Here is a 26,728-nt window from a genome sequence, read left to right as displayed (position 1 = left end):
TCGCAGAATTCGGTCAGAGGGAGTCGAGAAGGGCACCGATCACGGGGAACGGATGCGACAGCCGCCACAACACCCCCGGGTCGTGGAGCGACGAACCCAGCTTGAGCGTAACCGTGCGCTCATCGCCCGATCCGTCGTCGACACTGATCGTACCGACCTTCGTGCCGGCACCCGCGATCGTCACAGGGTCGGCGTCGACGGTCAGTTCCGGTGTGGTCTGGCCCCACCGGACGCGGTCGGGGGAGAGGCCGGCGACTCCGGATGCCGTCTGGCCCCACTCGGTGCTGAACTCGACGACAGGAGTGCCCTCGGCGATCGCAGGAAGAGGAGTCACGCCGAGTCGTGCACTCTCGACGAGCGCGAGGACGCCGGCTTCGAGGGCAGCCCAGTCCGGCTGCCGGAGAAACGCTCCGTAGACCCTGAACGGTTCCGTCGATCCCTCCGGAACCACATCGAGCGCGAAGAGGAGGCAGATGCCAGCGGCGTCCGTGTAGCTGCGCGAGATTCCGGTGACGCCGCTCTCGGGAAGGTACGTCGTGGTGTTCGTGATGCCGCGTCGGCTCGGGAGTCCAGTGACCGGCTCGGCGAGGACCGCCTGGATCACCGGTGTGTCGAGCGCGAGTGCGGACAGCCGTGCGAGGTCGGCTGCGGTTCCGACACTCTGCTCGCTCAGGCCGGTCGCGTCGACGACGATCGTCGATGACATGCCCTGCTCGCTGAGCCAGGCGTTCGCGGCATCGACGTACTCAGGGACGGAGCCGTACGCCCAGCGGGCCAGGGTATCCGCGTGGTTGTTGCTCGAGCCGAGCAGCATGGCCTGGAGCATCTCCCGTTCGGTCCATGCGTCGGCCGTGAAGACGGACACCGTGCGCTTCCCGGCCTTCTGATAGTCGACGTATGAGAGATAGTCCGCACTCGTGATCGGAACGGTGGCGCCAGGGGCGTCCTCGGAGATCGGATGCCTGTCAAGGACGACGAGGGCAGTGATCGTCTTGGTGATCCCGGCCATCGGAACGGCCTCTGTTCCCCCGGCCCTGGCGAGTGTCGCCGACGTGGGGGAGTCGGTGACGGCGCTCGAGCCGGTCTCCGGGAGAGCGGGCGGGACAGCGGCGACGGGGTCGGCGAGCTCCACCCGTGTGACGGATGCCGCGGGGAGCGGGCCGAGGAGGGTTGCCGGGCCGTACGCGCCGAGGCCGAGGATCACCACGGTGCCGACCAGGACTCCGAGTCCACGCGCTACACCCACTGCTTGCCACCTGAAATCGTCACGCCTCAGGCTAACCCGACCGATGGCGTTTGCCCGTCAGCCCCAGCCGAGGTCGTGCAATTCGTCGTCATCGATTCCGTAGAAATGCGCGATCTCGTGGACAAGCGTGATCCGGATCTGTTCACGGAGCTCGGCATCGTCGTCGACGATCGAAAGGAGCGGTTCGCGATAGATGCTGATCAGGTCAGGGAGCTCGCCGAAGCCGTACTGGTCGCGGTCGGTCAGGGCGGTGCCGTGGTACAGGCCGAGGAGATCGAGTGAGCCATCCTCCGGCCGATCCTCGATGACGATGGCGACATTCTCGAGCCCGTCGACCATGTCATCGGGCAGGGTGTCGAAAACGTCACCGACGAGGGCTTCGAACGTGTCGGCATCCATGTCGACCATGTCTGTGCACCGTTCCGAGCTACTCGGGCTCAAACACCATGACACGGTGTCTGCTACTTGGGGTGAGTAACGGGGCTTGAACCCGCGACCTCCTGGACCACAACCAGGCGCTCTACCAACTGAGCTATACCCACCATGCGCATCTCACGATCGGGACCGTGCGATTGCAACTATGAGAGTCTATTACACACTTGGGGTGTAGTTGTGCACCACGGACGCCGCGACGGATTTTGCTTCGTCGGAGGTCGGCCCGGGGAGCGGGACGAAAGCGGCTTCGCGGTAGTAGGCGAGTTCGCGGATCGACTCGAGGATGTCGGCAAGGGCCCGGTGCCCACCGTCTTTGGCGGGGGCGTTGAAGTAGATCCGCGGGTACCAGCGTCGGGCGAGTTCCTTGATCGAGGAGACGTCGACGTTGCGGTAGTGCAGGTGACCGTCGAGTCGCGGCATGAACTTTGCGAGGAACGCGCGGTCGGTGCCGATCGAGTTGCCAGCGAGAGGAGCCTTCTGCTCATCGGGGACATGGCTGAGGATGTACTCGAGCGCCTGGTACTCGGCATCCGCGAGGCTGACACCGTTCGGGATCTCATCGAGCAGACCGGAGGAACGATGCATGTTCGTCACGAACTCGCCCATGTTCTCGAGCGCGGACGCGTCTGGCTTGATGACGATGCTGATGCCTTCATCGACGGGCTTGAGGTCGAAATCGGTGATCACGACGGCGATCTCCACCAACTCGTCGACAGCGAGGTCGAGCCCGGTCATTTCGCAGTCGATCCATACCAGGAGGTCGCTCACATTACTCATGCCCCCATGCTACTTGTGACCGGCGACGCTCCCCGCCGCTCATCCGGATGCTGTCGCCATGGATGTCGCGGCGCGAGAGTGCCGGGGTCGCTACGGTATTCTGGGACTGCCCGCCTCCGTAGCTCAGGGGATAGAGCAGGAGCCTTCTAATCTCTTGGTCGCAGGTTCGAATCCTGCCGGGGGCACCAGTTCAGGAACCTCGCGGTGCTTCTCATCTCTTGGTCGCAGGTTCGAATCCTGCCGGGGGCACCAGTTCAGGAACCTCGCGGTGCTTCTCATCTCTTGGTCGCAGGTTCGAATCCTGCCGGGGGCACCTCGCACGGCGATCCTCCAGCCGGCCCGGACAGGATGGAGCCATGACACCACTGTTCCGCCGCCCCGTTCCCATCCCGCCAGGCCCCGGTCAGGAGTCTGTCTGGGACTACCCGCGGCCGCCGCGGGTCGAGGAGACAAGCGATCGGGTGATCGTGCGGCTGGGCGGCCGGGTGATCGCACAGACGACCGGGGCACTGCGGGTCCTGGAGACGAGCCATCCGCCGGTGTATTACGTCCCGATGTCGTCATTCGACGCCGGAGTTCTCTCGCCGGGCAGGGGAGTCACGTGGTGTGAGTTCAAGGGCAAGGCGTCATACGTCGACCTGTCGGTCGGGGACCGCATCGTCCAGCGTGGCGGATGGCACTACCCGCAACCGCGAGAGGGCTTCGAACAGTTGGTCGGCATGGTCGCCCTCTATCCCGGGCTGATGGACTCCTGCCAGGTCGGTGACGAAGAGGTCGTGCCTCAGGAGGGTGGCTTCTACGGAGGCTGGGTGACCTCCCGCATCGTCGGACCGTTCAAAGGCGGCCCGGGGACGATGGGCTGGTAGCGCGCTTCGAGCACCTCACCCGGCGGACACACATCCGTAACGCGACGACGGTAGGTTAACGCCATGCGAGCGCTTCAACAGGAGATCATTTCCGAGCTGGACGTCCAGCCCAGCATCGACCCGGCCGCCGAGGTGGACAGGCGGGTGGGTTTCCTCGTCGACTACCTCAGGACGACCGGCGTCAAGGGCTTCGTCCTCGGTATCAGCGGCGGACAGGATTCGACGCTGGCCGGACGTATCTGCCAGCTCGCCGTCGACCGGCTGTCCGCGTCGGGCACGCCGGCGACCTTCATCGCCGTTCGGCTCCCGTATCAGGTGCAGCGGGATGAGGACGACGCCCAGCTGGCGCTCGACTTCATACGCCCGCTCCGCGTGATCACGTTCAACGTCCACCAGGCGGTCGACGCCGTCGAGGACGAGTACGCCGAAGTGGCCGGCGAACAGCTCACCGACTTCCACAAGGGGAACGTGAAGGCCCGCACCCGGATGATCGCGCAGTACGCGATCGCCGGCCAGGAGGGATGCCTCGTTGTGGGCACGGACCACGCGGCGGAAGCGGTTACCGGCTTCTTCACGAAGTTCGGCGACGGTGGTGCAGACATCCTTCCCCTGAGCGGGCTGTCGAAGCGGCAGGGGCGGCAGATGCTCATCCACCTCGGCGCTCCCGAACGGCTCTACGAGAAGCTGCCGACCGCTGACCTGCTCGACCACAACCCCGGCCAGACCGACGAGGCGAACCTCGGGCTCGAGTACGAAGACATCGACGACTTCCTCGAGGGCAAGAGCGTGCCGGACGACATCGCTGACGCCATCGAGAACCGATTCCTCGCCACGCGCCACAAGCGGGCAACCCCGGTCACACCCGTCGACACGTGGTGGCGTTCCTGACCCGCTGAGAGCAGGACGTCACACAACGACAAAGGCGGTGCCGCTTCACGCTGGCACCGCCTCTATCGTTCGGGAACCGGTCAGGCCGGCTTCTTCTCGGCTTCCGCTTCGGATTCCGTGGCCGCCCGTTTGACGTCCATTGCAGCGACATCGTCGATGAGCTTCTGGGTGGTTGTGTCCGCCTTGGTGAATGCCGCGGGCTGGACGGCGGGCTCGCCTGCGTCGGTTGTTGTGAATTGTTCGCGGTGCTGGCGGGCAGCCCATGCGTCCTGTTCGGCGAGGAGAGTCTTCTCGGTCGCGGTGTTCTCGAATTTCCAGCGCTCGAGGTCGCTCTCGAATACGCGCCGTGTGCGCGACGGACGAGCCTGCCATTCGACGAGACGATCGCGGAACTCCGACTGCGCTGGAGCGAGCTCGAAACCGAAGGTGGCCGAGTTCCGCTTCATCTCGGCGAGCTGGTGCGCGGCCCAGTTTGCCGCAACAGCGGCGCCCTTGACCGGCAGAAGACGCAGCTGGATGTCGGCCTGACCGGCTGAGCGGTCGGCGATCGCCTGTTCCTGTGGCGTCAGCGACGTCCAGACGGCGGCCTCGGTGGAGGCGTCGACGAGCGCGGCGATAGCGGATGCCTTGAGGTCGCGGTCACGCTGCTCGAGCAGGCGCCGGACGGATGCCTTCGTCACTGCGGCTGCGAGAAGCGCCGAAACGAGGATGGCGACAGCGACGACGATCACGGTGAAGATGACCGGTCGCGTGTCGGTTGCGGTAAGCCAGGCTACGAATTCATTCCACAATTCCATGTGCCGAAGATTACCCGCGAAGTGTCACCCAGCAGCGGAGCCCGAGCCGTGTCGCGCATTTCAGGCGCTGGCGGGGTCAGAGAGAGTGCAGGCAATCCATGGCGTCGTCGATCTCCCAGAACTCGCCGAGCGTGTGGAACCGCGCCTGGGCTGGTACCAGTCGCTTCGCGACATAGGTCGTTCCGTCGTCGTCGTCGCGGCGCTCGATGTGGCCGAGGATTCGCCCGTCGGCGACGGTCGCGCGCCAGAGGTCGTCTTTCACGCGGACCAGGCTGAGCCCGGTGCGGTGCCGTGCCGTGCCGGAAGCGGTGGCGATCGGCCGTGCCGGTGTCGCCGAGCCCGCTGGTCTGGTGGTCGTCATCGTGGTGGTCATCGTTCCTCCTCGCCTGTGGCCTGCCCCGGATCATCTCGTGTTCCGAGGTTAAGCGGCACCACTGACATCCGACCGGCGAGGAGGGACGTGGGCGCGCCGACACGCGAAAGCCCGGCCGAACCGCGCCGGATGGCGGGGACGACCGGGCTGACGCGATGCCTGGGAGGACGAGAAGGTGCTGGCCTATTTCAGGCCGGTCCCGTCGACGGCGAACGGCTCGATGGCGGCGAGTTCCTCATCGCTCAGGGGAGCGGCCTCGAGCGCCTTGACGTTCTGTTCCAGCTGGGCGACCGAGCTCGCGCCGATCAGCGCCGAGGTGACCTGAGGATGCCTGAGCACCCACGTCAGCGCCATCTGGGCGAGCGACTGCCCGCGACCCTGCGCGATGCCGTTGAGGGCACGGGCGCGCTCGAGATATGTCTCGCTCAGTTTTTCGGGTGACAGGAAATGGCTCGTCGCCGCACGGGAGCCGCTCGGGACGGTTCCGTCGAGGTAGCGGTCGGTGAGCATTCCCTGGGCGAGCGGGGAGAAGACGATCGATCCGGCGCCGACCTCGTCGAGGACCTCGAGGAGTCCGTTCTCGACGTGGCGGTTGAACATCGAGTAACTCGGCTGGTGGATGAGGAGCGGGATCTTGTGTTCCGCCAGTGCTGCAGCGGCCTGCCTGGTCTGCTCCGGCGAGTAGTTCGAGATGCCCGCGTACAGCGCCCTGCCGGAATTGACCGCGGTCGCCAGGGCGCCCATGGTCTCCTCGATCGGGGTGTCAGGGTCCGGGCGGTGGGAGTAGAAGATGTCGACGTAGTCCAGCCCGAGACGCCCGAGGCTCTGGTCGAGCGATGAGAGGAGCGTCTTGCGGGAACCCCACTCGCCGTACGGGCCAGGGGCCATGTCGTATCCGGCCTTGGTCGACACGACGATCTCGTCGCGGTGCGACGAGAAGTCATCGGCCAGGATGCGACCGAAATTCCGTTCGGCCGATCCGGGAGGCGGGCCGTAGTTGTTGGCGAGATCGAAGTGGGTGATTCCGAGGTCGAATGCCCTGCGTACGATCGCTCGCTGGGTCTCCCAGCCGCGGGCGTCGCCGAAGTTGTGCCAGAAACCGAGGCTGACGCGGGGAAGCATCAAGCCGCTCTTGCCGGTCCTGGCGTACTGCATCGTGTCGTAACGGTTCTCATCGGCAACGTAAGTCATGAGGCAATGCTAGTGACTGGGTCACTTACCGATCCGTCGCGATCGGCGACGCTCGCCGCGCCCTCCACACCCGGCCTCGCCGGTGTCGTTCCCCACCGATCGTGGCGCGCGAGTCGCCCGCTCCGGAATCGAGGGCACACTCGTGCTGTGGTTTCCGGGGCCGGCGGTCCGGCACGAGGGTCGGCCCCGGGACCATCTGCACGCCGGAGCCGCCGCGCGTGTCTTCTGAGGACGGAGTACCCCATGACCGACACCATCACCCTGACCGGCCTTGTCGCGACCGTGCCGCACGTGGTCAGCAGCGACGACAGAGTCCCGTTCACCAGCTTCCGTCTGGCCTCGAATCAGCGATATTTCGACAGGCGCACGTCCGAGTGGGTGGCCGGTGAGACGAACTGGTACACCGTCACGGCGTTCCGGGCACTGGCGGTCAACGCCGGAACATCGGTGCACAAGGGCGACCGCGTGCTCGTGACCGGTCGGTTGAAAGTCCGGCGCTGGGAATCCGGCGAGAAGACCGGAACGTCCGTCGACGTCGAAGCCGACAGCATCGGTCACGATCTCGTCTGGGGCACAGCCCACTACGTGAGGACGATTCAGCGCGAGCCCGCCCCGGCCGACGGCTCCGTCGAGGAGGGACGATCGGGTGCGCCTGATGCCGCCGGGCAGGAAGCCGTCGGCGAGCAGGCGAGCGTTGGACCCGGCGGGGCGGAGCGTACCGAGACGTGGGCGGCGGCGGCTCCCGGCTCCGCCGCCGGCGGATTCGGGGCATCCGCACAGGCAACCGACACACCGTTCTGACATCCGCCGACCGCCGTCCGCCTACTATCGAGGAGGGGCGCTGCGACCGGTGCCCCTTGTGACAGTCGGAGGAGATCAGGGATGCGGACACGGATCAGCAGTGCCGGCGGCATGGCAGCGGGCGCGCTCCTGGTCGGTCTCCTCTCGGGGTGTTCGTCGACACCGCCTGCGGCCACGCCCGCGCCGACGACGAAGACACCGACGTCGACTCCTTCCGCGGCACCGACCTTCGACCCCGACGCCCCCGCAGACGAAGCGGTGGTGTTCTTCGACACCGTCAACACGGCGACACTCACCGCGAACGCGGCCGCTGACGGCCGCGCGTTCATCGACGGCCTCGTCGCAGCAGGTTTCGACAAGACCGCCATGGAAGTGACCTCAGACACGACGACCATCGGGAACGCGGCAGACTCCATCCAGTTCTCGGTCAAGTGGGGCGAATCCTGCCTGATCGGTCAGAACGGCGCGGCGGTCGGCGGCTACCACTCGACGGTCGCCCCGCTGCTGGGGACGGGCACATGTCTCATCGGCAGTACAAGGCCAATAGACTGGTAGCAATATGGCTGAATACATTTACTCCATGGTGCGCGCCCGCAAAGCGGTCGGCGACAAGCTCATTCTCGACGATGTCACGATGTCGTTCTTCCCCGGTGCGAAGATCGGCGTCGTCGGTCCTAACGGTGCTGGTAAGTCCACGATCCTCAAGATCATGGCCGGGCTCGACACCCCGAGCAACGGTGAAGCGAAGCTGACTCCCGGCTACACGGTGGGCATCCTCATGCAGGAGCCGGAGCTCGACGAGACGAAGACCGTCCTCGAGAACGTCCAGGAGGGCGTCGGGCCGATCAAGGGCAAAGTCGACCGCTTCAACGAGATCTCCGCAGCCATGGCTGAACCGGACGCCGACTTCGACGCGCTGCTCGCTGAAATGGGCACCCTGCAGGAAGAGATCGATCACGCAGACGCCTGGGACCTCGACTCGCAGCTGGAGCAGGCCATGGACGCCCTGCGCACGCCGCCGGGCGACCTCAACGTTGCGAACCTTTCCGGTGGTGAGAAGCGCCGCGTCGCGCTGTGCAAGCTCCTTCTGCAGAAGCCCGACCTCCTCCTCCTCGATGAGCCCACCAACCACCTCGACGCCGAAAGCGTCCTGTGGCTCGAGCAGCACCTGGCGAAATACCCGGGCGCCGTCCTCGCCGTCACCCACGACCGGTACTTCCTTGACCACGTCGCCGAGTGGATCGCCGAAGTCGACCGCGGACACCTCTACCCCTATGAGGGCAACTACTCGACCTACCTCGAGAAGAAGCAGGAACGCCTCCAGATCCAGGGCAAGAAGGACCAGAAACTCTCCAAGCGTCTCGCCGAGGAGCTGGACTGGGTCCGCTCGAACGCCAAGGGCCGCCAGGCCAAGTCGAAGGCCCGCCTCGCCAGGTACGAAGAGATGGTGACCGAGGCCGAGCGCACCCGCAAACTCGACTTCGAAGAGATCGTGATCCCCGTCGGACCCCGTCTCGGCTCACAGGTCATCGACGCGCGGAAGCTGCAGAAGGGCTTCGGCGAGCGGATCCTCATCAGCGACCTCAGCTTCACCCTTCCCCGCAACGGCATCGTCGGCGTCATCGGCCCCAACGGTGTCGGTAAGACCACGCTGTTCAAGACCATCGTCGGCCTCGAGCCGCTCGACGGCGGCGAGCTCAAGGTCGGCGACACGGTCGACATCTCCTACGTCGACCAGAGCCGCGGCGGCATCGACCCCAACAAGAACCTCTGGGAGGTCGTGTCAGACGGCCAGGACTACATCCAGGTCGGCAAGACCGAGATCCCGTCCCGCGCCTACGTCTCCCAGTTCGGATTCAAGGGTCCTGACCAGCAGAAGAAGGCCGGTGTGCTCTCCGGTGGTGAGCGCAACCGGCTCAACCTCGCCCTGACCCTCAAGCAGGGCGGCAACCTGCTGCTCCTCGACGAACCGACGAACGACCTCGACGTCGAAACGCTCGGAAGCCTCGAGAACGCGCTCCTCGAGTTCCCCGGTTGTGCCGTGGTCATCACCCACGACCGGTGGTTCCTCGACCGCATCGCCACCCACATCCTGTCCTACGAGGGCACGGAGGATGACCCGGGCAACTGGTACTGGTTCGAGGGAAACTTCGAGTCGTACGAGGAGAACAAGATCGAGCGCCTCGGACCCGACGCCGCGAAACCGCACCGTTCCGCGTACCGGAAGCTCACGAGGGACTGATGCGGGTCCACGTCCCGATCCACCTCCGCTGGGGCGACCTCGACGCGTACAACCACGTCAACAACGTGGAGCTGATGCGACTGCTCGAGGAAGCGCGTGTCCGCGTCTTCTGGCGCGACGACAGTGAAGGCGGCGACATCGATTCGGGGATGGCCCTGATCGAGGCGGAAGCGGGATCGAACACGATCACGCTCATCGCCAGGCACGAGGTCGAATATGTGGCGCCCATTCCGTACCAGCGGCAACCGCTCGACGTGCAGGTCTGGATCGGGAACCTCGGCGGCGCGAGCCTCGAGGTGGACTACGAAGTGTACGGTCCCGCCGGCGGCGACCAGCCGTTGTATGCGCGTGCGTCGAGCACGATCGTCCTCGTCGATGCGGCCACCTCACGCCCCCGCCGGATCACCGATGAGGAGCGGACGGCCTGGACACGCTACCTCGAAGATCCCGTCCCGTTCACGAAGCGCCGTTAGCCGGTCCGCCGTCGCTCAGCGCCGGCGGCACCCTGACCATGCCCTCCTGAGCCACGCTCGCGACGAGCTGTCCCTCGCGGGTGTAGAACCGGCCCTGCGCGAGACCGCGCCCGCCTGACGCACTCGGGGACTCCTGGACGTAGAGCAGCCACTGGTCGACCCGCACCGGGCGGTGCCACCACATGGCATGGTCGAGGCTGGCGACTTTGAGGTCGCGGGTCATCCACGGCAAACCGTGGCGACGCAGGATGGACTCGAGCAGAGGGTAGTCACTGGCGTAGGCGAGAGCGGCGCGATGCAGGCTCTCGTCGTCGGGAAGGTCACCGATCGCCTTCACCCAGACGGCATTGGTCGCGGTGTGCTCGCCCTCCACCGACAGGTAGATGGGCGAAGGCACGTGACGGATGTCGAACGGCCGGTCTCCCGCCCAGGACCGGGCGACGGGGTGGTCGATGTGCGCCAGGAGATCTGCGGTCGACGGCAGATCCTCAGGGTCCGGGTAACCCTCAGGCATCGGTGCCTGGTGGTCGAGTCCCTCGTCGATGTCCTGGAACGACGCGATCATCGAGAGGATCGGGAGGCCGTTCTGGTACGCCTGGGTCCTTCGGGTCGAGAACGACCGGCCATCGTGGATTCGGTCGACGCTGAAGGTGATCGGCTGGTTGACGTCGCCCGGCCGGAGGAAATAGCCGTGCATCGAATGCACGACCCGGTGCTCTTCCGTGGTCATCGAGGCCGCCATGACCGACTGGGCGAGGACCTGGCCTCCGTAGACTCGCCCACCGGGCATCCACTGCGACGGACCGGTGAAGATGTCCTCACTCGTTCTGGCACCCGTGTCCGAGAGGTCGAGTGCGTGAAGCAGCGAAGCGAGGGGGTCGGTCATCGTTCTCCGATCGTGGCTGGCCGGGCATGGTCGGGATCGCACCGCCCTGTTAGGTAGTTTAGACAGCAGATGAATGACGTGATCACGCTCCAGGACGCCCACGCCGCCGCCGACCTCAGGGTGTACCTCGCGCGGGCGAGGCTCGTCGACGACACAGCGGTACGGCTCATCGCCGGCGGGGGAGTCCTCGCCGTGTATTCGGCCGTGCTTCACCCGCGCGGTCTCCTCGACACCAGCCCCACCATCCTCGGACTGAGGACGTTCACCGAGGTCTCGGGGGCCACGTTCGATCGCGTCATTCCCCCCGCGGCGATGTCGGATCGGCTCGCCCTGCTCGACCCCGGCGACGACACTCCGACCGTGCCGCTGCCCGCTGCGGATGTCCGCACCAGCTGGTCGGGGATCGCGCCACCACGCGGCGGTTGGGAGAAGATCGCCTCCCTCAACTCTCTCGCTCTCGAGCTCGTCGCCCGCGACGGCGCGGGCGAGGTCGCGCGTGCGGTTCCCGAGAACACCGGAGATCTGATCGTCCAGCGTGTCCGCTCGGACGTCTGGTCGCGCCCGCTCGACGGTCAGGCGAACGTTCCATCAGGACTCGCCTTCGCGGCGGCCAGTCTCGGCTTCCTCGTCGGCGACGAAGAGATTCCGCTGTTCGCGTCTGGAGGCTGGCTGAGGGCCAGTCCGGTTCGCGGTCACGTGCTCGTCAGGACCGGCCGCGGCCTGTAGCCCGTGTCTGCACGGATCGGCACTTCCCGGGGGAGTAGGCTCGTGCGCCATGGCTCTGCGACTCGTACAGGTGAACGTCAAGGCTCGGGATGACGCGGCGCTCGGCCGGTTCTGGGCGGATGCTCTCGGCTGGGGTGTCTCCAGTGAGGGGCCGGGCGTGACGAACGTCGAACCCACGGGCTTCGTCTGGCCTGACCCGTCCGCGGTATGCATCGATGTCGTCTCCGTCCCTGACCCCGAAACCGTGAGATATCGTGTGCACCTCGATCTGGCCACGACGTCGGCGGCGCACAAGACTGAGCTCGTCGCGAGGCTGATGGATCTCGGCGCGACAGCCGCCGACGTCGGGCAGGGAGACGTGCCGTGGACGGTTCTGGCCGACCCGGAGGGAAACGTCTTCTGCGTGCTGGAGCCGCGGCCGGTCTATCAGGACACCGGGCCGATCGCCGCGGTGGTCGTCCATTGCGCGGATCCTCGGGCCATGGCGAGGTTCTGGCACGAGGCGATGGACTGGACCCTGCACGAGGTGACCGACGAGCATGCGAGCCTGCGCTCAGCCGCGGGTGTCGGGCCGTACCTGGAATTCGTTCGCGCGCCAGGTGGGGGAAGCACCCGCAGCCGTGTCCATCTCGACGTGATGCCGTACCCGGGCGACGACCAGACCCACGAGGTGGCGCGACTGCAGGCGCTGGGCGCCTCAGACGCGGACATCGGCCAGGGCGATGTGCCGTGGCGGGTCCTCACCGACATCGAAGGCAACGACTTCTGCGTCCTCGCCCCGCGCTGACGAGTCTGCTCTGGCCGGTCAGTACCCGGCGAGAAGCTCAGCCAGGGTCTCCTCACCGATCCGCCGGTGCGCTGGAGAATCGTCCGAGGCGGTCAGCAGCGCCGACGCCAGGCAGAGCGCCCAACCTTCGGCGCGGATCCAGGTCGCTGCGTCAATGTTGCGGGAACGGTCGACGGCGTCCCGGAATCGTGTGCGACCGGGCGCGTCGAAGACGAGCCACGCGGCCGCGAGGTCGGTGGCCGGGTCACCTGCGGTGAGGTCTCCGAAGTCCAGGACCGCGGCCAGGGACCCGTCGACGGCGACGAGGTTCGCCGGGTGCAGGTCGCCGTGGACCCACAGCCGCTGGCCGTTCCACACCGGTTGGCTGATCGCGTGGTCCCACAGCCGGGATGCAGCATCCGCTTCGGGTACCAGCCCCGAGGCGATACGCTCCCGGACACTGACATCCCGTTCGGCGAGCGGAACACCGCGCCACGGATTCTCCGGTGCGTCGTCGGGGGCGGCCTCAGCGAACTCGGCGAGAAAGACCGCGAGCGGTTCGGCGAGATCCGCCCGCTGTTTTCGCGGTCGGAGGGCGACGACATCGCCGGGGAACCACGGCGTGACGCTCCACGGCCAGGGATAGAAGTCCGTCGGCACGCCGGCCCGCACCGGAACGGGTATGTTCACCGTGACGCGGTGCGCGACTCCGGGAAGCCAGCGTTGCTCGTTCAGCACCAGCTGAGACGACAGCAGGCGCCGGGGGAGTCGAACGAGCAGGTCCGTGCCCAGCCGATAGATCGCGTTGTCCCAGCCGGAGGCCACGAGCTCGATCGTCTTGCCGGCCAAGTCGGGATGCTGCGCCTCCAGTAGGCGACGAACGAGGTCCGGCGAGGTCTCGACCTCTGCGGGTGGTGTCGTGGCCATCCCACCAGTATGCCAACGGCCGGGCAGACGGCGGAGCGCACGGATCAGGCGTTCGCTGCCGTCTTCGACGGGACGGGCTCGTGCCGCAGGTAGCTCCGGCGGAAATTCCCGGTGCCTGCGGTCAGGGCGCGGAGCTCGATCGCGTATCGCAAGAGCTCGGCGTCCGGGATCTCGGCGCTGATCTCGGTGTGGCTGCCGATCGACGACGTTCCCGTCATGTGGCCCCTGCGGGAGGACAGGTCGGTCATCACAGCGCCCACGTAACTGTCCGGAACGCTGATCGTGACGGTGGAGACCGGCTCGAGCAACTGGATCGTGGTGGTGGACGCTGCTTCGCGCAGTGCCAGCGCGCCGGCGGCCTGGAACGCGGCATCCGATGAATCGACGCTGTGAGCCTTCCCTCCGACGAGTCTCACCCGGATGTCCACCACGGGAAACCCGGCGGACAGGCCCCTCTGCATCTGTTCACGGACCCCCTTCTCGACCGAGCCGACGAACTGCCCAGGGACGACTCCGCCAACCACCTGGTTGACGAACTCGAACCCGGCGCCTCGTTCGAGCGGTTCGACCTCGATGTCGCAGATGCCGAATTGGCCGTGTCCGCCGGACTGTTTGACGTAGCGTCCCCTGGCGGATGCCGGCGCGGTGAAGGTCTCTCGAAGTGGCGTGATAACGTCGACGGTCTGCAGTTTGACGCCCTGGCCGCGCAGTCGGTCGAGCACGACCTCCGCGTGCGCCTCACCCATGCACCACAGGATCAGTTGGTGCGTTTCCGCGTTGCGTTCGACGCGGAGCGTCGGGTCGACGGCCGCCACCTTCCCCATGTTCCTGGCGAGGGTGTCCTCGTCTGCGTGCGTCGCACCCTGAACCGCGACGGGCATCAGCGGCTCAGGCATGTCCCACGCCGCGACGAGGAGCGGCCGTTCCCGGTCGGAGACCGTGTCGCCGGTCTCGACGCCGCTGAGCTTGGTAAGCGCGCAGATGTCACCTGCCACGCAGTACGACACGGCACGCAGACGGGAACCGAGTGGAGACTGCAGGTGAGTGACCCGTTCGTCGCTGTCGTGGTCCTGGTGACCGCGATCCGCCAGTCCGTGACCGCCGATGTGGATGTTCGAGTTCTCGCGCAGTGTTCCGGAGAAGATCCGCACCAGGCAGACGCGGCCGAGGAACGAGTCGATGGTCGTCCGCACCACCTCGCCGACGAGTGGTCCGTCCGGGTCACAGCTCAGGCGTCCTGCCGGCTTGCCGCGAAGATCGGTCACCGGAGGGACTGGGCGCTCCGTCGGCGACGGGAACGCGCCGGTCATCAGCTCGAGGAGTTCCGTGATGCCGACGCCGGTCTCGGCCGAGGTCGGCAAGACCGGGAAGAAGGCCCCGCCTGCGACCGCTTTCTCGAGGTCGGCGATGAGGATGTCGAGGTCGATCTCTTCTCCGTCGAGATAACGGTCCATCAGGGTCTCGTCTTCGCTCTCAGCGATGATGCCCTCGATCAGTTCGCCCCTGGCGCTCTCCGACTCGGCGAGTTCGCCTGCATCCGCTGTTCGGGACACTCGCGAGGGTCCGGCGCTGTGGTCCGACACGGTGCGGGAAAGCAGGCCGAGCAGCCCGCTGATCGTTCCGGCGGAGCGCACGGGGAGATAAAGCGGAAGAACCGCGGTGCCGAAGGCGTCCTGGCAGGCGGACAGGACGGCGTCGTAGTTGGCCCGCGGGTGATCGATGCGGCTGATCACGACGGCGCGCGGCATCCCCAGGTGATCGCACTCTGCCCACAGGGCGGTCGTGGCCGCGTCGACACCGTCGACCGCCGAGACGACGAACAGTGCGGCATCCGCTGCCCTCAGCCCTGCGCGCAGGTCGCCGATGAAATCCGAGTAGCCGGGGGTGTCGAGCAGGTTCACCTTGATGTCGCCCACCGCGAATGGCAGAACCGACAGCGCCACAGACCGTTGCTGGTGCATCTCGGACGGGTCCGAGTCGCTCGTGGTCGTGCCGTCGACGATCGACCCCATGCGCGTGAGAACGCCTGTCGCTGCGAGCAGCGCTTCGGTCAGGATCGTCTTGCCCGACCCGGAACGGCCGACAAGCGCGATGTTGCGGATGTTCTCCGGACGGGTGGCCGACAGGCCCGGCGACGCCTCCACCCGCTCCGAGCTGGTCCGGCCAGCGCCTTTCGCCTGGGCGTTCGTACCCTTTGCCGACATGAGGAACTCCCTGCGTCGCCCGCACCGTTCGCACGGCCTGAGTCGATTCGACACCATCGGGACGGCCGACGGCAAGAGGTCGACATGGGTTCGGCGCGAGCAGCGGGGACCGCGGGCGTCGAACTCAGCGCAGCTGCGCCTCGATCGCCCGACCAACCGTGCGGCCGGTGAACAGGCATCCGCCGAGGAACGTGCCCTCGAGTGCGCGGTATCCGTGCACCCCGCCTCCGCCGAATCCGCTGGCCTCACCCGCTGCGTAGAGCCCGGGGACAGGGCTACCGTCCCCGGCCAGCGCCCGCCCGGAGAGGTCGGTCTGGATGCCGCCGAGGCTCTTCCTGGTGAGGATGTGCAGCTTCACGGCGATGAGCGGCCCGGCTTTCGCATCGAGCAGTTTGTGCGGGCTGGCCACCCTGATCAGCTTGTCTCCGCGGTACGACCGTGCGCCGCGGATAGCGGTGATCTGGGCATCCTTCGAGAAGTCGTTGTCCAGCTGCGCATCGCGCCACCGGATCTCCCGCTCGACGCGCACCGTGTCGAGCGCGGCATCCCCTGAGAGCCGCTGCATTCCGGCCAGGAGCTCAGGCAGGTTCGCGGCGACCACGAAGTCCTCGCCCTTCTCCTTGAATGCCTCAACCGGTCCAGGAGCGCCGGGCGCGACGCGCTTGAGCAGGAGCTTGAGGTTCTTGTCGGTGAGATCGGGGTTCTGTTCGCTTCCCGAGAGGGCGAACTCCTTCTCGATGATCTTCTGGGTGAGGACGAACCAGCTGTGGTCGTGCCCGGTGGCGAGGATGTGTTCGAGGGTGCCGAGAGTGTCGAAGCCGGGGAACAGAGGCGCGGGGAGGCGGGCGCCGGTGGCGTCGAGCCACAACGACGACGGCCCTGGCAGGATCCGGATGCCGTGTGAGGCCCAGACGGGATCCCAGTTGGTGATGCCTTCGGTGTAGTGCCACATCCTGTCGCCGTTGACGAGACGGGCTCCGGCTCGCTCGGCGATTCCCAGCCCGCGCCCGTCGACATGGGCGGGCACACCGGCGAGCATCGATGCAGGGGCAGCACCGAGTCTGGCCGGCCACTTCTCACGCACCAGGTCGAGGTTGCCGCCGATTCCTCCGGTCGTGACGACGACCGCCTGCGCGGACAACTCGAACTCGCCGCTCACCTTGCGGGAGCTGGCTTCGCCGCGTTTCGCCGTCGAGGGTTCCAGGATGGTGCCGCTGACGCCGGTGACGGCCCCGTCGGTCAGCACGAGGTCGTCGACGCGGTGCCGGTGGAGGATGTGCACCCGGCCGGCTCCCATCCCCGCCTGGACGCGACGGAGGAACGGCTCGACGATGGCAGGGCCGGTGCCCCAGACGATGTGGAACCGCGGCACCGAGTTCCCGTGCCCGTTCGCCGTGTACCCGCCGCGCTCCGCCCAGCCGACGATGGGGAAGAAGCCGACACCCTGTTCGTTCAGCCAGGACCGTTTGTCTCCGGCGGCGAAGTCGACGTATGCCTCCGCCCACCGTTTCGCCCAGTCGTCTTCCGGCCTGTCGAAGCCGGCCGATCCCTGCCAGTCCTGCCAGGCGAGTTCGTGCGAGTCATGGATGCCCATTCGGCGCTGCTCAGGCGTGTCGACGAGGAACAGGCCGCCGAACGACCAGTGCGCCTGACCGCCGAGTGACGATTGAGGCTCCTGCTCGACGATGATCACGCGCCTGCCGGCATCCGCCAGCTCGGCTGCAGCGACGAGACCGGCGAGTCCGGCGCCGACGACGATGGCATCGGCTGAGGTCGGTGTGGGTGAGGGCATCCGGGAACTCCTTCATCCGTGAGGCTCCGTCGCCCTCCGGGTTCCCCCATCGTAGGAGATCACCCGGCCTCTCTGGTGTTACTCGTCGAACGTGTTGACCATGGCCTGTGCGGCTCGCTCGAGGTAGTCCCAGAGCGTGGCCTCGTGCAGCGGCGACAGCCCGAGCGTGTCGACTGCTGCGCGCATGTGGAGGAGCCAGCGGTCACGGGCGTCCGGATTGACTTTGAACGGCATGTGCCGCATTCGCAGGCGCGGGTGGCCACGCTGTTCGCTGTAGGTCGACGGTCCTCCCCAATACTGCTCGAGGAACATCGTGAGACGCTCGGCGGCGGGTCCGAGATCCTCTTCGGGGTACATCGGTTTGAGGACCGGATCGGCGGCGACGCCCTTGTAGAACTCGCGGCAGAGCTTCTCGAAGGTCGCGCGCCCGCCGACCTCCTCGTAGAAGGTGTTGGAGGAGAGGAGGTCGCTCATGGCGTCTGCGGGGCTTTCTTCGAGGCCTTCTTCGTGGCGTGAGGCGCCTGGTTGACGACCTTGAGCGGCTTCGTCCGCGGCGGGCGGGCACCGGTGACGGATGCCGCTCCGTCGAATCCCTCGAGGACGACGCTCTTGAGCGTCGGCAGCTGGATACCCAGCTCGTCCGTTGCGGCCTTGAGCCTCGTTCGGAGTTCGCGGGCGACGTCATCCTTCGCCGGCGGGCGGGTCTTCATGACCAGGCGGATGACGAGGGCCTCTTCGGAGATGGACTCGATGCCCCAGAGCTCAGGGCGCTCGAGGATGCGGCTGCGCCACTTCGGGTCCTGGGCGAGCGATGACGCCGCGTCGAGCATCCGGTCCTGGACAGCCTCGACATCGGCGTCGTACGGGACGGCAAGGTCGATGATCACCCGGGCCCAGCCCTGGGACATGTTGCCGACTCGGAGGATTTCACCGTTGCGGACGAACCACAGCGTTCCGTTGACGTCGCGGACCTGGGTGATGCGGATGCCGACGCGTTCGACGACACCGGTCGCAGGGCCGAGGTCGACGACGTCGCCGACGCCGAGCTGGTCCTCCATCACCATGAACAGGCCGTTGAGCACGTCCTTGACGATGTTCTGGGCGCCGAAACCGAGGCCGGCGCCGAGAGCGGCGGTGAGGAGTGCGAGCGAGCCGATGATGTTCTGGTCGATCTGGTTCACCACGAGCACGATGGCGATGATCACGACGGTGACGTTGACGATGTTGCCGAGCACCGTGCCCAGGGTGCGGGTGCGCTGCACCAGGCGCACGGCCGCGAGAGGGGAGACGTTGAGCGCCTGCGTGTCTTCAGCGCCCTGGTTCTTCTTCACCCCGGACACGATCTGGTTCACGACCCTGCGGATCACGAAGTGCATCAGCCACGCCGCGATGAACGCGCCGACGATGATGAGGGCGATGGCGACAAGGGTGCCGAGCGGTGTCGCGAAGAACACGGTGACAGCGGCCCAGAATTCAGTCATATTCATTGCCTCAAGTCTAGGGGCGGGCTACTGGACGGATGCTGGAGGCCCGGCCCGTCAGTTAAACGCGAGTTGCCGGGTTTGCAGTGGTGCGGACGCGTCCTGACCCCTGCAAACCCGGCAACTCGCGGGCGGTTACGCCTGAGCGTCGCGCTCCTGCGCCTTGATGGCGCGTTCGACCCCCGCGAGGTTCTCGACGACGATCCGGCGCAGCGCGGGCGGCTCGTCGTTCGTCTCCAGCCAGGCGACGGTCGCGTCGCGCAGCTCCGCGTTCGCGAGGGGCGCCGGGTAGAGACCCACCGCCAGGTACTCGGCGATCTTGTAGCTGCGTGAGTCCCAGATGCGCTGCAGCATCCCGAAGTAGTCCGGGATGAAGGACGCGAGGACGTCCTTGTCGCGAGCCCGCTGGAATCCGATTCCCGTCCACTGGACGATCGCGTTGGGGGCCGTGTCGGTGTCGACGACGGATGCCCATGCGGCACGCTTCGCTTCGAGGGTCGGGATCGCGGCTCGGGCGAGTGCAGCAGCCTTCGCGCCGTTCGCCGTGTTGTCCCCGGCGAGTGCGGCGTCGACGTCGTCGCTGGTTGCGGCTCCACCGGCCGTGAGCGCTGTGAGCAGCTCCCAGTCGAGGTCGGTGTCGATCTCGAGCCCGTCGAGGCTTCTCTCACCTGAGCGCAGTGCGCGGATCACGTCGAAGTGCGTGCCGGTGGATGCGACTCCCGCGAAGAACTTCACGAACTGGAACTGGGCGTCCGAGCCGGCCTCTGCACTCTGGGCGAGCTGCCAGAGGGCGTCGCCGACTTCGGTGAGAACGTGTTCCCTGGCTTCAGGAGCGACGTACTGGGTCGCGGCGAGTACGAGCTGGTTCAGCGTGGTCCGGATCGTCGTCGATTCGCTCTCGGTGGCGATGTTGCCGAGGACGAGTCGTATGTAGTCGCGTGCCGGCGTCTCGGCGTCGCGCGTGGCATCCCAGGCAGCGGCCCAGACAAGCGACCGCGCCAGCGGGTCTTCGATCGCGGACAGCGACTCGGTGGCCACAGCGAGGGAGGCGTCGTCGAGACGGATCTTGGCGTAGGCGAGGTCGTCGTCATTGAGGAGGATGAGGTCCGGGCGCTTCTTGCCGACGAGCTCGGGAACATCCGTGCGCTCACCGTCGACGTCGAGTTCGAGCCGGTCCTCACGGACCAGCTTGCCGTCGACGAGGTTGTAGAAGCCGATGGCCAGACGGTGCGGGCGGATCGTCGGGTACTCGGGCACCGCGCTCTGCAGCACGGTGAACGCGGTGAGAACACCGGAGTCGTCAACGCTGATCTCCGGACGCAGCGTGTTCACGCCGGCCGTCTCGAGCCACAGCTTGCCCCAGTCGCTGAGGTCGCGACCGGATGCCGTCTCGAGCTCGGTGAGCAGGTCGACGAGCTCGGTGTTCCCCCACGCGTGCTTCTTGAAGTAGGCGGACACACCGGCGTAGAAGGCATCGATTCCGACCCAGGCGACGAGCTGCTTGAGCACCGACCCGCCCTTGGCGTATGTGATGCCGTCGAAGTTGACCTGCACGTCCTCGAGATCGTTGATGGTCGCGACGATCGGGTGGGTGGAGGGAAGCTGGTCCTGGCGGTACGCCCAGCTCTTCTCCATGGCGTTGAACGTGGTCCATGCGCCGGTCCACTCCGTGGCCTCTGCGACGGCGATGGTCGACGCCCACTCCGCGAACGACTCGTTGAGCCAGAGGTCGTTCCACCACTTCATCGTGACGAGGTCGCCGAACCACATGTGGGCGAGCTCGTGCAGGATCGTGACGACGCGACGCTCCTTGATGGCATCCGTCACCTTCGACCGGAAGATGTACGCCTCGGTGAATGTGACAGCGCCGGCGTGCTCCATGGCGCCAGCGTTGTATTCGGGAACGAACAGCTGGTCGTACTTCGGGAACGGGTACGGGTAGTCGAACTTGGACTCGAAGTATTCGAAACCCTGGCGGGTCTTCTCGAAGATGTAATCGGCGTCGAGGTACTCGGACAGGCTCTTGCGGCAGAACACGCCGAGCGGGATGGTGCGGCCGTCACTGGAGGTGAGCTCACTGCGGACCGAGGCATACGGTCCGGCGATGATCGCCGTGATGTAGCTCGACATGATGTCGGTCGGCTCGAACGCCCAGGTCTTGCTCCCTGTGGAGGCGGGCACGGGCTCAGGCGTCGCGGAGTTGGAGATGATCTCCCAATGCTCAGGCGCGGTCACGGTGAACTGGAACGTCGCCTTGAGGTCCGGCTGCTCGAACACCGCATACATACGGCGGGAGTCGGGGACCTCGAACTGGCTGTACAGGTAGACCTCGTCGTCCACCGGGTCGACGAAACGGTGAAGACCCTCTCCGGTGTTCATGTAGATCATGTCGGCGTCGACGACGAGCTCGTTCTCGGCCTGCAGATCGTCGAGGGCGATGCGGATGCCGTCGCTCACGGCGGCCGGGTCAAGGCTCGTCCCGTTGAGGGTCACCGAGTGCACTGTGCGCGTGATCGCGTCGATGAACGTGGACGCGCCGGGGGTGGCACTGAACCGCACCGTTGTCGTCGAGCGGAAGGTCTCAGGTCCTGTGGTCAGGTCGAGGGCGATCTCGTAGCTCTGGGTGGAGACGAGCGATGCTCGTTCCTGTGCTTCGGCGCGGGTGAGGTTTTCTCCGGGCAACGCTGAACTCCTTTGTGCGATGGGACGGTACAGATCGATCGGATCGTGTCCGACTTGCAAGCGTAGTCGTTCGTGTTCCGGCGCCGCCGGAGCCCCAGGGAATGCCCGGAGGCGTTTCCGTGGTTGGCTGGAGGTATGACCACCGATACCGCCGCTTCCGCCCCGACCGCCGTCGACTTCTGGTTCGACCCGTCCTGCCCGTGGGCGTGGATGACATCCCGCTTGGTCGACGAGGTCGCTGGTCTCCGCAACCTCGACGTCACCTGGCACATCATGAGCCTCGCGGTGCTCAATGAGGATCAGGACGTGTCTGAGGAGTACCGCGCGTTCTTCCCTCGTGCCCTTCGTTACACCCGTCTCGTCGCTGCCGCCCAGGAGCACTTCGGGCAGGCCATCGTGAAGCCGTTGTACGACGCGCTCGGGATGCAGATCCACCCGGGGGAGTCGACAGATCCTGACACCGTGATCGCCCAGGCGCTCGCCGAAGTGGGTCTGCCTCCTGAGTTCGCCGAGCACTCCCTGACGGACGAGTTCGACCCGCAGATGCGTGCGAGCCACTTCGACGGGATCGGCCGCGTCGGCCAGGACGTCGGAACCCCGGTCATCGCTGTCAACGACGTCGCCTTCTTCGGCCCGGTGATCTCGCCGTCGCCGCAGGGGGAAGAGGCCGCGAGACTGTGGGACGGGGTCGTCGCCGTCGCCGCATACCCGGGCTTCTTCGAGATCAAACGGAGCCGCACCGTCGGCCCGATCTTCAGCTGAGCCGTCGGGGAGCGGTGACGGTGCCGGAAACGGCAGAATGTAACCATGCGCATCCACATCGCCACCGACCACGCCGGCCTCGACTTCAGCAAGCACCTGCAGCAGCACCTCCGCGACAACGGACACGAGGTCATCGATCACGGTCCCGCCGAGTACGACGCGCTGGACGACTACCCGGCATTCTGCATCAACGCTGCTCTCGGGGTCGTCCGTGACCAGGAGTCCGGCGTCGAAGCACTCGGCGTCGTCTTCGGTGGGTCAGGGAACGGCGAGCAGATCGCGGCCAACAAGGTTCGTGGCGTCCGCGCCGCGCTCGTCTGGAACCTCAGCACTGCGACGCTCGCGAGGGACCACAACGACGCCAACGTCATCTCGATCGGTGCCCGGCAGCATCCGGTGGAGGACGTGATCTCCTTCATCGACGCGTTCATCGCCGAACCGTTCACCGCAGAGGAACGCCACGTGCGACGGATCGCCCAGCTCGCCGAGTTCGAGACGACGGGCACGATCGCAGGCAAGGGCGTCGACGCTCTCCCAGAACGGGGCTAGCGTGCCAGAGGGCCATTCCGTTCACCGCATCGCACGGCAGTTCCGCCAGAACTTCCAGGGTCACCGGGTCGCGGTCTCGTCGCCGCAGGGCCGGTTCGCAGAGGGGGCGTCGATCCTGGACGGGCGCACAGTCACCGCCGTGAAAGCGGTCGGCAAGCAGATGTTCATCGACTTCGACGACAGCGTCTGGCTTCGGGTGCACCTCGGGATGTACGGTGCGTGGGACTTCGCCGGTGAGATCACCCAGGATGCCACGATCGCCTCGGCGAACGGACGGATGGGCCAGACGAACCAGAAGGGGACCGACCTCGCGACGGCCATCCTCGACGACGCCGGCGAGAACTCGCTGCATTCGATCGGCGCACCGCGGAAGACCCGGGTACGGATGTCGGAGCAGACGAAGGGCCTCGCCGGGGACGAATGGGACACCTTCCCGCCTGAACCGGTGGGCGCCGTCCGGGTGCGACTGCTCACCGACCACGCCGTCGCCGACCTCCGCGGCCCGACGGCCTGCGAGGTGATCGACGACGCGCGTGTGGGAGAAGTGATCGCGAAGCTCGGCCCAGACCCCCTGCTCGACGACAGCACCGAAGCCGAGGAGCGCTTCACGGTCGTCGTGCGCAGGAAGCCGACACCGATCGGCCTGCTGTTGATGGACCAGACCGTCGTCTCCGGGATAGGCAACGTCTACCGTGCCGAACTGCTGTTCCGCGCACGGGTCGACCCGCACACTCCAGGCAGGCTTGTGCCCGAGGAGACCGTTCGCGCGATCTGGCGGGACTGGGCGCGACTGCTGCGGATCGGGGTCGAGACCGGTCAGATGATGACGATGGACGACCTCAGCGGCGAGGACTACCGCAAGGCGATGGCATCACGGGATGATCGCCATTGGGTGTACAAACGGGAGGGCCTGCCGTGCCGGGTCTGCGGCACCCACATCGCGCTGGAGGAGATGGGCGCACGCAAGCTGTACTGGTGCCCGAACTGCCAGCGCTGAACGATTCGCTGAATGGTCACATCGAGAGGACCCCATGAGACAGAACCCCAGCTTCGTGCTCGGCGACATCCCCGAGCTGCGCAGGCTCATCGAACGGAACCCGTGGGTGACGCTCGTCAGCGACACGGCAGACGGCCTGGTCGCGTCGCACTACGCGGTGGTGCTCGACCCTGACCGTGATGACCTCACGATCCTCGGCCATGTGGGCCGGCCGGACGAAGCGATCCACGAGCTCGGCTCCCACGAACTCCTCGTCGTCGTCCAGGGACCGCACGGCTACATCTCGCCAGGCTGGTACGACGACAAGCCGGCGGTTCCCACCTGGAACTTCGTCGTCGCGCACCTGAGCGGGACCCCCGAGATCCTCAGCGACGAGGAGAACTTCCGGGTCCTCGGTCAGCTCGTCGAGCACTTCGAAGGCCGGATGCCTGAACCGCGGTTGATGGAGGGCACACCGGCCAACGCCGAGTATGCCGCCCGCATCAGCAGCGGAACAGTCGGATTCCGCCTGACGCCGACGAAGGTCGTCGCGAAGCGCAAGCTCAGCCAGAACCGCCCGGCCGAAACGGTCGACAGGATCATCGACCAGCTGGAGAACGGTCCGGAGTACACCAACCCCGCCCTGGCCGCTGAGATGCGCCGGGCACGACGATGAGCGAATTCCGGTTGCGGGCGTCGCGGCCGGGGTCAGGCATCCGACGCACGCTCGCCGGTGTCCGGATCGCCGGGGGAGCGGACGGCCCTGTCGACGTCGTGCTCGAAGACGGCAGGGTGGCCGATGTGAGACCGGCGGGCAGTGGACGGCCCGAAGGTGACGTGACTGCGGCGGATGGGCGCTGGATCCTGCCGGGGCTCTGGGACTCTCACGTCCACTTCACGCAGTGGGCGCAGACCTCGCGCCGGTTCGACCTCTCCGGCACGACGACCGCTGCCGACGTGCTTGCCGTCGTCGATGCGAACACCCCCACGGGCGTTGACGAGCCCGCCGTCGGTTTCGGTTTCCGCGACGCACTGTGGCCGGACACCGTCGATCTCGCCTCCCTCGATGCCGTCTCCCACGGGCGGGAGGTCATTCTCATCGCCGCCGACCTGCACTGCGCCTGGCTGAACAGCGCAGCATTGCTCCGTCACGGCCACGCCGGCCACCCGACAGGGCTGCTGCGTGAAGAAGATGCGTTCGCTGTGCACCGCGCCCTCGACACCGCGACGGATGCCGTCGTCGACGGCTGGGTGAGCGAGGCTGCGAACGCCGCGGCCGCCCGCGGAGTCGTCGGCGTCATCGATTTCGAAATGGCGTGGAACCTCGAGGCCTGGGCTCGGCGGATCGCCGGCGGGAACATCGCCTTGCGCGCCCGTTTCGGCATCTACCCGCATCACCTCGACCGCGCGATCGCCGAACGGTTGCAGACCGGACAGATCCTGCCGCACACACACGGGCTCCTCGAGGTCGGGTCACTCAAGGTGATCACCGACGGATCGCTCAACACCCGCACCGCCTACTGCGTCGACGAGTACCCGGGCATGAGTGGTGCGCAGCACTCCCACGGCGTGCTCAACGTCCAGCCGGAGGACCTGAGGACTCTGATGTCTCGCGCGAAGAGCGTCGGGCTCGAGTCGGCGATCCATGCCATCGGAGACCAGGCGAACAGTCACGTCCTCGACTCCTTCGCCTCCACCGGTTCCCGCGGGAGCGTCGAACACGCGCAGCTTCTGTCTTCGCGCGACCTCGCCCGTTTCGCCGAACTCGGCGTGACCGCGAGTGTTCAGCCGGAACACGCCATGGACGACAGAGAGGTGGCCGACCGCTACTGGGCGGGCCGGACCGACCGGGCGTTTCCCCTGAGGAGCATCCTCGACGCCGGCGGGACGCTCGCCCTCGGTTCGGATGCCCCAGTGGCTCCGCCCGACCCGTGGCTGGCGATCGCTTCTGCCGTCGGGAGGTCACGTGACGGTCGTACGCCGTGGCATCCTGAGCAGTCGATCACCGTAACCGAGGCCCTCGCGGCGTCCACGCGGATCGGTTCGGCCGTCGTCAGGGCGGGTCAGGTCGCGGACCTCGTGATCGTCGACCGTGACCCGTACGCGTCGAGCCCCGATGAGCTCAGGAGTATGCCGGTGGCTGCCACGATCCTCAACGGACGGGACACCCACACCTCGCTCTGACGGCATCCGCCAACGAGAGAGGGAGGGCCGCCGGTGTGGCGACCCTCCCTCTGACGTCTGTGCGTTGTCTACTTCGAGACGTGGGCGACGAGGAACCAGCGGTCCTTCTCGAGACCGCGCGCGATCTCGATGGCGACGTCCTGGCTGGTCAGGTCGATTCCGTCCAGCTCGTCGACGGCGGTCTTCACCGAGACGAGGGCTGCGTCGATCTGCGCCACGTACTCAGCGATCGTCGTGTTCGACTGCTGGAATCCGGCGGTCAGCTCGCCTGTCGTGGTCTTCGCCGCCACCGTGGAGAGCCGGCCGTCGACGGGCAGGCCGAGGGCGACGATCCGCTCAGCGGCGCTGTCAGCCCAGTCCTGGGCGTGGGCGACGATCGTGTCGAGGAGTTCGTGGACGCCGACGAAGTTGGCTCCGCGGACGTGCCAGTGGGCCTGCTTGCCGTTCACGACAAGGGCGGTGAGGTCGATGACGACCGGGCTCAGGAACTGGGCGACTCCCGCGGCGACGTCGGGGCTGACGGAGGTCGATGAAACGGTGGTGATGTCTGTCATGGGTGTTCCCCTTCGCTTGCGCGTGGATTGTGGTGCGCTCTTGAGAACAACGCTACTCAGGCTCTGGCATTCCGCAACCAAGACAAGGCTCGTCTTACTTCGTGTTTCCGGGGGTTTTCCCCCGAGAGGAGTCGGTGGGATGCCTGATGT

The 26,728-nt window shown here is 66.7% G+C and carries 27 protein-coding genes and 2 tRNA genes; 14 read left to right on the top strand and 15 right to left on the bottom strand.

The features are described 5' to 3' along the window. Positions 1-13 precede the first annotated feature (13 nt). The 4 genes from AC1M0F_RS03250 to orn form a co-directional block, all read right to left on the bottom strand. A complete protein-coding gene (locus AC1M0F_RS03250) occupies positions 14-1,246 on the bottom strand; it encodes a D-alanyl-D-alanine carboxypeptidase family protein (RefSeq protein ID WP_480236759.1) in 1,233 nt (410 codons plus the stop codon). Between the two features lie 57 nt (positions 1,247-1,303). Beyond that, positions 1,304-1,654 (bottom strand): metallopeptidase family protein, encoded by a 351-nt coding sequence (locus tag AC1M0F_RS03245; protein ID WP_480236758.1) that lies wholly within the window; start codon positions 1,652-1,654, stop codon positions 1,304-1,306. A gap of 58 nt (positions 1,655-1,712) precedes the next feature. Beyond that, positions 1,713-1,788: transfer RNA gene (locus tag AC1M0F_RS03240), tRNA-His, on the bottom strand. A 49-nt stretch (positions 1,789-1,837) separates the two neighbouring features. After that, positions 1,838-2,458: an oligoribonuclease gene (gene orn, locus AC1M0F_RS03235; RefSeq protein ID WP_480236757.1), complete on the bottom strand. Its 621-nt coding sequence runs from the start codon at positions 2,456-2,458 to the stop codon at positions 1,838-1,840. Positions 2,459-2,570: 112 nt separating this feature from the next. On the opposite strand from orn, the gene AC1M0F_RS03230 reads away from it, so the two are divergent. From AC1M0F_RS03230 to nadE, 3 genes are all read left to right on the top strand, one after another. Further along, a tRNA-Arg gene (locus AC1M0F_RS03230) sits at positions 2,571-2,646 on the top strand. Positions 2,647-2,814: 168 nt separating this feature from the next. Beyond that, positions 2,815-3,324, top strand: a complete 510-nt coding sequence (locus tag AC1M0F_RS03225) for a DUF427 domain-containing protein (RefSeq protein WP_480236756.1) — start codon at positions 2,815-2,817, stop codon at positions 3,322-3,324. Between the two features lie 63 nt (positions 3,325-3,387). Next, positions 3,388-4,212 carry an ammonia-dependent NAD(+) synthetase gene (nadE, locus tag AC1M0F_RS03220; protein WP_480236755.1) on the top strand — a complete coding sequence of 275 codons (825 nt, stop codon included), beginning with the start codon at positions 3,388-3,390 and terminating at the stop codon, positions 4,210-4,212. An 80-nt stretch (positions 4,213-4,292) separates the two neighbouring features. Here the strand turns inward: nadE and AC1M0F_RS03215 are convergent, their stop codons facing one another. From AC1M0F_RS03215 to mgrA, 3 genes are all read right to left on the bottom strand, one after another. Further along, positions 4,293-5,009, bottom strand: coding sequence for a hypothetical protein (locus AC1M0F_RS03215; RefSeq protein WP_480236754.1), 717 nt, complete (start codon positions 5,007-5,009; stop codon positions 4,293-4,295). A 76-nt stretch (positions 5,010-5,085) separates the two neighbouring features. Then, on the bottom strand, positions 5,086-5,382 hold the full coding sequence (locus tag AC1M0F_RS03210) for a hypothetical protein (RefSeq protein WP_480236753.1): 297 nt from the start codon (positions 5,380-5,382) through the stop codon (positions 5,086-5,088). 183 nt (positions 5,383-5,565) lie between these two features. Next, positions 5,566-6,573: an L-glyceraldehyde 3-phosphate reductase gene (mgrA, locus tag AC1M0F_RS03205; RefSeq protein WP_480236752.1), complete on the bottom strand. Its 1,008-nt coding sequence runs from the start codon at positions 6,571-6,573 to the stop codon at positions 5,566-5,568. Between the two features lie 243 nt (positions 6,574-6,816). Here mgrA and AC1M0F_RS03200 point away from each other — a divergent pair, with 243 nt between their 5' ends. From AC1M0F_RS03200 to AC1M0F_RS03185, 4 genes are all read left to right on the top strand, one after another. Beyond that, entirely contained in the window at positions 6,817-7,374 is a 558-nt protein-coding gene (locus tag AC1M0F_RS03200) for a single-stranded DNA-binding protein (protein WP_480236751.1), read from the top strand. A gap of 81 nt (positions 7,375-7,455) precedes the next feature. After that, a complete protein-coding gene (locus tag AC1M0F_RS03195; RefSeq protein ID WP_480236750.1) occupies positions 7,456-7,929 on the top strand; it encodes a DUF6993 domain-containing protein in 474 nt (157 codons plus the stop codon). 4 nt (positions 7,930-7,933) lie between these two features. Continuing rightward, complete coding sequence (gene ettA, locus AC1M0F_RS03190) at positions 7,934-9,616, top strand: energy-dependent translational throttle protein EttA (RefSeq protein ID WP_480236749.1); 1,683 nt, start codon at positions 7,934-7,936, stop codon at positions 9,614-9,616. Further along, positions 9,616-10,089, top strand: coding sequence for an acyl-CoA thioesterase (locus tag AC1M0F_RS03185; RefSeq protein WP_480236748.1), 474 nt, complete (start codon positions 9,616-9,618; stop codon positions 10,087-10,089). Before ettA ends, AC1M0F_RS03185 begins: the two co-directional genes overlap by 1 nt. Here AC1M0F_RS03185 and AC1M0F_RS03180 read toward each other — a convergent pair. Continuing rightward, positions 10,073-10,975, bottom strand: a complete 903-nt coding sequence (locus AC1M0F_RS03180) for an acyl-CoA thioesterase (RefSeq protein ID WP_480236747.1) — start codon at positions 10,973-10,975, stop codon at positions 10,073-10,075. The two genes, AC1M0F_RS03185 and AC1M0F_RS03180, sit on opposite strands and share 17 nt — an antisense overlap. A 69-nt stretch (positions 10,976-11,044) precedes the next feature. Between AC1M0F_RS03180 and AC1M0F_RS03175 the strand changes: the two genes are divergently transcribed. Together AC1M0F_RS03175 and AC1M0F_RS03170 are read left to right on the top strand one after the other, a co-directional pair. Then, positions 11,045-11,701 carry a DUF8185 domain-containing protein gene (locus tag AC1M0F_RS03175; RefSeq protein ID WP_480236746.1) on the top strand — a complete coding sequence of 219 codons (657 nt, stop codon included), beginning with the start codon at positions 11,045-11,047 and terminating at the stop codon, positions 11,699-11,701. Positions 11,702-11,750: 49 nt separating this feature from the next. Then, positions 11,751-12,488: a VOC family protein gene (locus AC1M0F_RS03170; protein ID WP_480236745.1), complete on the top strand. Its 738-nt coding sequence runs from the start codon at positions 11,751-11,753 to the stop codon at positions 12,486-12,488. A gap of 18 nt (positions 12,489-12,506) precedes the next feature. On the opposite strand, the gene AC1M0F_RS03165 is transcribed toward AC1M0F_RS03170, so the two are convergent. The 6 genes from AC1M0F_RS03165 to pepN form a co-directional block, all read right to left on the bottom strand. Continuing rightward, positions 12,507-13,394 carry an aminoglycoside phosphotransferase family protein gene (locus tag AC1M0F_RS03165; RefSeq protein ID WP_480236744.1) on the bottom strand — a complete coding sequence of 296 codons (888 nt, stop codon included), beginning with the start codon at positions 13,392-13,394 and terminating at the stop codon, positions 12,507-12,509. Between the two features lie 44 nt (positions 13,395-13,438). Continuing rightward, positions 13,439-15,598, bottom strand: a complete 2,160-nt coding sequence (locus AC1M0F_RS03160) for an elongation factor G-like protein EF-G2 (RefSeq protein ID WP_480236743.1) — start codon at positions 15,596-15,598, stop codon at positions 13,439-13,441. A gap of 124 nt (positions 15,599-15,722) precedes the next feature. After that, positions 15,723-17,390, bottom strand: a complete 1,668-nt coding sequence (locus AC1M0F_RS03155) for an FAD-binding dehydrogenase (RefSeq protein ID WP_480236742.1) — start codon at positions 17,388-17,390, stop codon at positions 15,723-15,725. 78 nt (positions 17,391-17,468) lie between these two features. Continuing rightward, positions 17,469-17,864 (bottom strand): globin, encoded by a 396-nt coding sequence (locus tag AC1M0F_RS03150; RefSeq protein ID WP_480236741.1) that lies wholly within the window; start codon positions 17,862-17,864, stop codon positions 17,469-17,471. Next, positions 17,861-18,877, bottom strand: a complete 1,017-nt coding sequence (locus AC1M0F_RS03145) for a mechanosensitive ion channel family protein (protein WP_480236740.1) — start codon at positions 18,875-18,877, stop codon at positions 17,861-17,863. Before AC1M0F_RS03145 ends, AC1M0F_RS03150 begins: the two co-directional genes overlap by 4 nt. Before the next feature lie 129 nt (positions 18,878-19,006). Continuing rightward, a complete protein-coding gene (gene pepN / locus AC1M0F_RS03140) occupies positions 19,007-21,553 on the bottom strand; it encodes an aminopeptidase N (protein ID WP_480236739.1) in 2,547 nt (848 codons plus the stop codon). A gap of 135 nt (positions 21,554-21,688) precedes the next feature. Between pepN and AC1M0F_RS03135 the strand changes: the two genes are divergently transcribed. From AC1M0F_RS03135 to AC1M0F_RS03115, 5 genes are read left to right on the top strand one after another with little or no spacing between them, the layout of a single operon-like run. After that, entirely contained in the window at positions 21,689-22,315 is a 627-nt protein-coding gene (locus AC1M0F_RS03135; protein WP_480236738.1) for a mycothiol-dependent nitroreductase Rv2466c family protein, read from the top strand. Between the two features lie 45 nt (positions 22,316-22,360). Next, complete coding sequence (locus AC1M0F_RS03130) at positions 22,361-22,864, top strand: ribose-5-phosphate isomerase (protein ID WP_480236737.1); 504 nt, start codon at positions 22,361-22,363, stop codon at positions 22,862-22,864. Position 22,865: 1 nt separating this feature from the next. Next, positions 22,866-23,861 carry an Fpg/Nei family DNA glycosylase gene (locus AC1M0F_RS03125; RefSeq protein WP_480236736.1) on the top strand — a complete coding sequence of 332 codons (996 nt, stop codon included), beginning with the start codon at positions 22,866-22,868 and terminating at the stop codon, positions 23,859-23,861. A gap of 34 nt (positions 23,862-23,895) precedes the next feature. Next, a complete protein-coding gene (locus tag AC1M0F_RS03120) occupies positions 23,896-24,516 on the top strand; it encodes an FMN-binding negative transcriptional regulator (protein ID WP_480236735.1) in 621 nt (206 codons plus the stop codon). Beyond that, positions 24,513-26,024, top strand: a complete 1,512-nt coding sequence (locus AC1M0F_RS03115) for an amidohydrolase (protein ID WP_480236734.1) — start codon at positions 24,513-24,515, stop codon at positions 26,022-26,024. The genes AC1M0F_RS03120 and AC1M0F_RS03115 overlap by 4 nt, the downstream gene beginning before the upstream one ends. Positions 26,025-26,092: 68 nt before the next feature. Here the strand turns inward: AC1M0F_RS03115 and AC1M0F_RS03110 are convergent, their stop codons facing one another. Continuing rightward, complete coding sequence (locus tag AC1M0F_RS03110; RefSeq protein WP_480236733.1) at positions 26,093-26,578, bottom strand: Dps family protein; 486 nt, start codon at positions 26,576-26,578, stop codon at positions 26,093-26,095. Positions 26,579-26,728: the final 150 nt, after the last annotated feature.

The sequence above is a fragment of the Mycetocola sp. Y719 genome (assembly GCF_056713205.1).
The sequence above is the reverse complement of the archived record's forward strand: the minus strand, read 5'-3'. Positions and strand labels throughout refer to the sequence as shown.

Excerpts from the sequence above, each read along its gene's own strand:
- AC1M0F_RS03245 (WP_480236758.1), bottom strand. The coding sequence starts at position 1,654 with ATGGTCGACATGGATGCCGACACGTTCGAAGCCCTCGTCGGTGACGTT.
- orn (WP_480236757.1), bottom strand. The coding sequence starts at position 2,458 with ATGAGTAATGTGAGCGACCTCCTGGTATGGATCGACTGCGAAATGACC.
- AC1M0F_RS03225 (WP_480236756.1), top strand. The coding sequence starts at position 2,815 with ATGACACCACTGTTCCGCCGCCCCGTTCCCATCCCGCCAGGCCCCGGT.
- nadE (WP_480236755.1), top strand. The coding sequence starts at position 3,388 with ATGCGAGCGCTTCAACAGGAGATCATTTCCGAGCTGGACGTCCAGCCC.
- AC1M0F_RS03215 (WP_480236754.1), bottom strand. The coding sequence starts at position 5,009 with ATGGAATTGTGGAATGAATTCGTAGCCTGGCTTACCGCAACCGACACG.
- AC1M0F_RS03210 (WP_480236753.1), bottom strand. The coding sequence starts at position 5,382 with ATGACCACCACGATGACGACCACCAGACCAGCGGGCTCGGCGACACCG.
- mgrA (WP_480236752.1), bottom strand. The coding sequence starts at position 6,573 with ATGACTTACGTTGCCGATGAGAACCGTTACGACACGATGCAGTACGCC.
- AC1M0F_RS03200 (WP_480236751.1), top strand. The coding sequence starts at position 6,817 with ATGACCGACACCATCACCCTGACCGGCCTTGTCGCGACCGTGCCGCAC.
- AC1M0F_RS03195 (WP_480236750.1), top strand. The coding sequence starts at position 7,456 with ATGCGGACACGGATCAGCAGTGCCGGCGGCATGGCAGCGGGCGCGCTC.
- ettA (WP_480236749.1), top strand. The coding sequence starts at position 7,934 with ATGGCTGAATACATTTACTCCATGGTGCGCGCCCGCAAAGCGGTCGGC.
- AC1M0F_RS03185 (WP_480236748.1), top strand. The coding sequence starts at position 9,616 with ATGCGGGTCCACGTCCCGATCCACCTCCGCTGGGGCGACCTCGACGCG.
- AC1M0F_RS03180 (WP_480236747.1), bottom strand. The coding sequence starts at position 10,975 with ATGACCGACCCCCTCGCTTCGCTGCTTCACGCACTCGACCTCTCGGAC.
- AC1M0F_RS03175 (WP_480236746.1), top strand. The coding sequence starts at position 11,045 with ATGAATGACGTGATCACGCTCCAGGACGCCCACGCCGCCGCCGACCTC.
- AC1M0F_RS03170 (WP_480236745.1), top strand. The coding sequence starts at position 11,751 with ATGGCTCTGCGACTCGTACAGGTGAACGTCAAGGCTCGGGATGACGCG.
- AC1M0F_RS03165 (WP_480236744.1), bottom strand. The coding sequence starts at position 13,394 with ATGGCCACGACACCACCCGCAGAGGTCGAGACCTCGCCGGACCTCGTT.
- AC1M0F_RS03160 (WP_480236743.1), bottom strand. The coding sequence starts at position 15,598 with ATGTCGGCAAAGGGTACGAACGCCCAGGCGAAAGGCGCTGGCCGGACC.
- AC1M0F_RS03155 (WP_480236742.1), bottom strand. The coding sequence starts at position 17,390 with ATGCCCTCACCCACACCGACCTCAGCCGATGCCATCGTCGTCGGCGCC.
- AC1M0F_RS03150 (WP_480236741.1), bottom strand. The coding sequence starts at position 17,864 with ATGAGCGACCTCCTCTCCTCCAACACCTTCTACGAGGAGGTCGGCGGG.
- AC1M0F_RS03145 (WP_480236740.1), bottom strand. The coding sequence starts at position 18,877 with ATGAATATGACTGAATTCTGGGCCGCTGTCACCGTGTTCTTCGCGACA.
- AC1M0F_RS03135 (WP_480236738.1), top strand. The coding sequence starts at position 21,689 with ATGACCACCGATACCGCCGCTTCCGCCCCGACCGCCGTCGACTTCTGG.
- AC1M0F_RS03130 (WP_480236737.1), top strand. The coding sequence starts at position 22,361 with ATGCGCATCCACATCGCCACCGACCACGCCGGCCTCGACTTCAGCAAG.
- AC1M0F_RS03120 (WP_480236735.1), top strand. The coding sequence starts at position 23,896 with ATGAGACAGAACCCCAGCTTCGTGCTCGGCGACATCCCCGAGCTGCGC.
- AC1M0F_RS03115 (WP_480236734.1), top strand. The coding sequence starts at position 24,513 with ATGAGCGAATTCCGGTTGCGGGCGTCGCGGCCGGGGTCAGGCATCCGA.
- AC1M0F_RS03110 (WP_480236733.1), bottom strand. The coding sequence starts at position 26,578 with ATGACAGACATCACCACCGTTTCATCGACCTCCGTCAGCCCCGACGTC.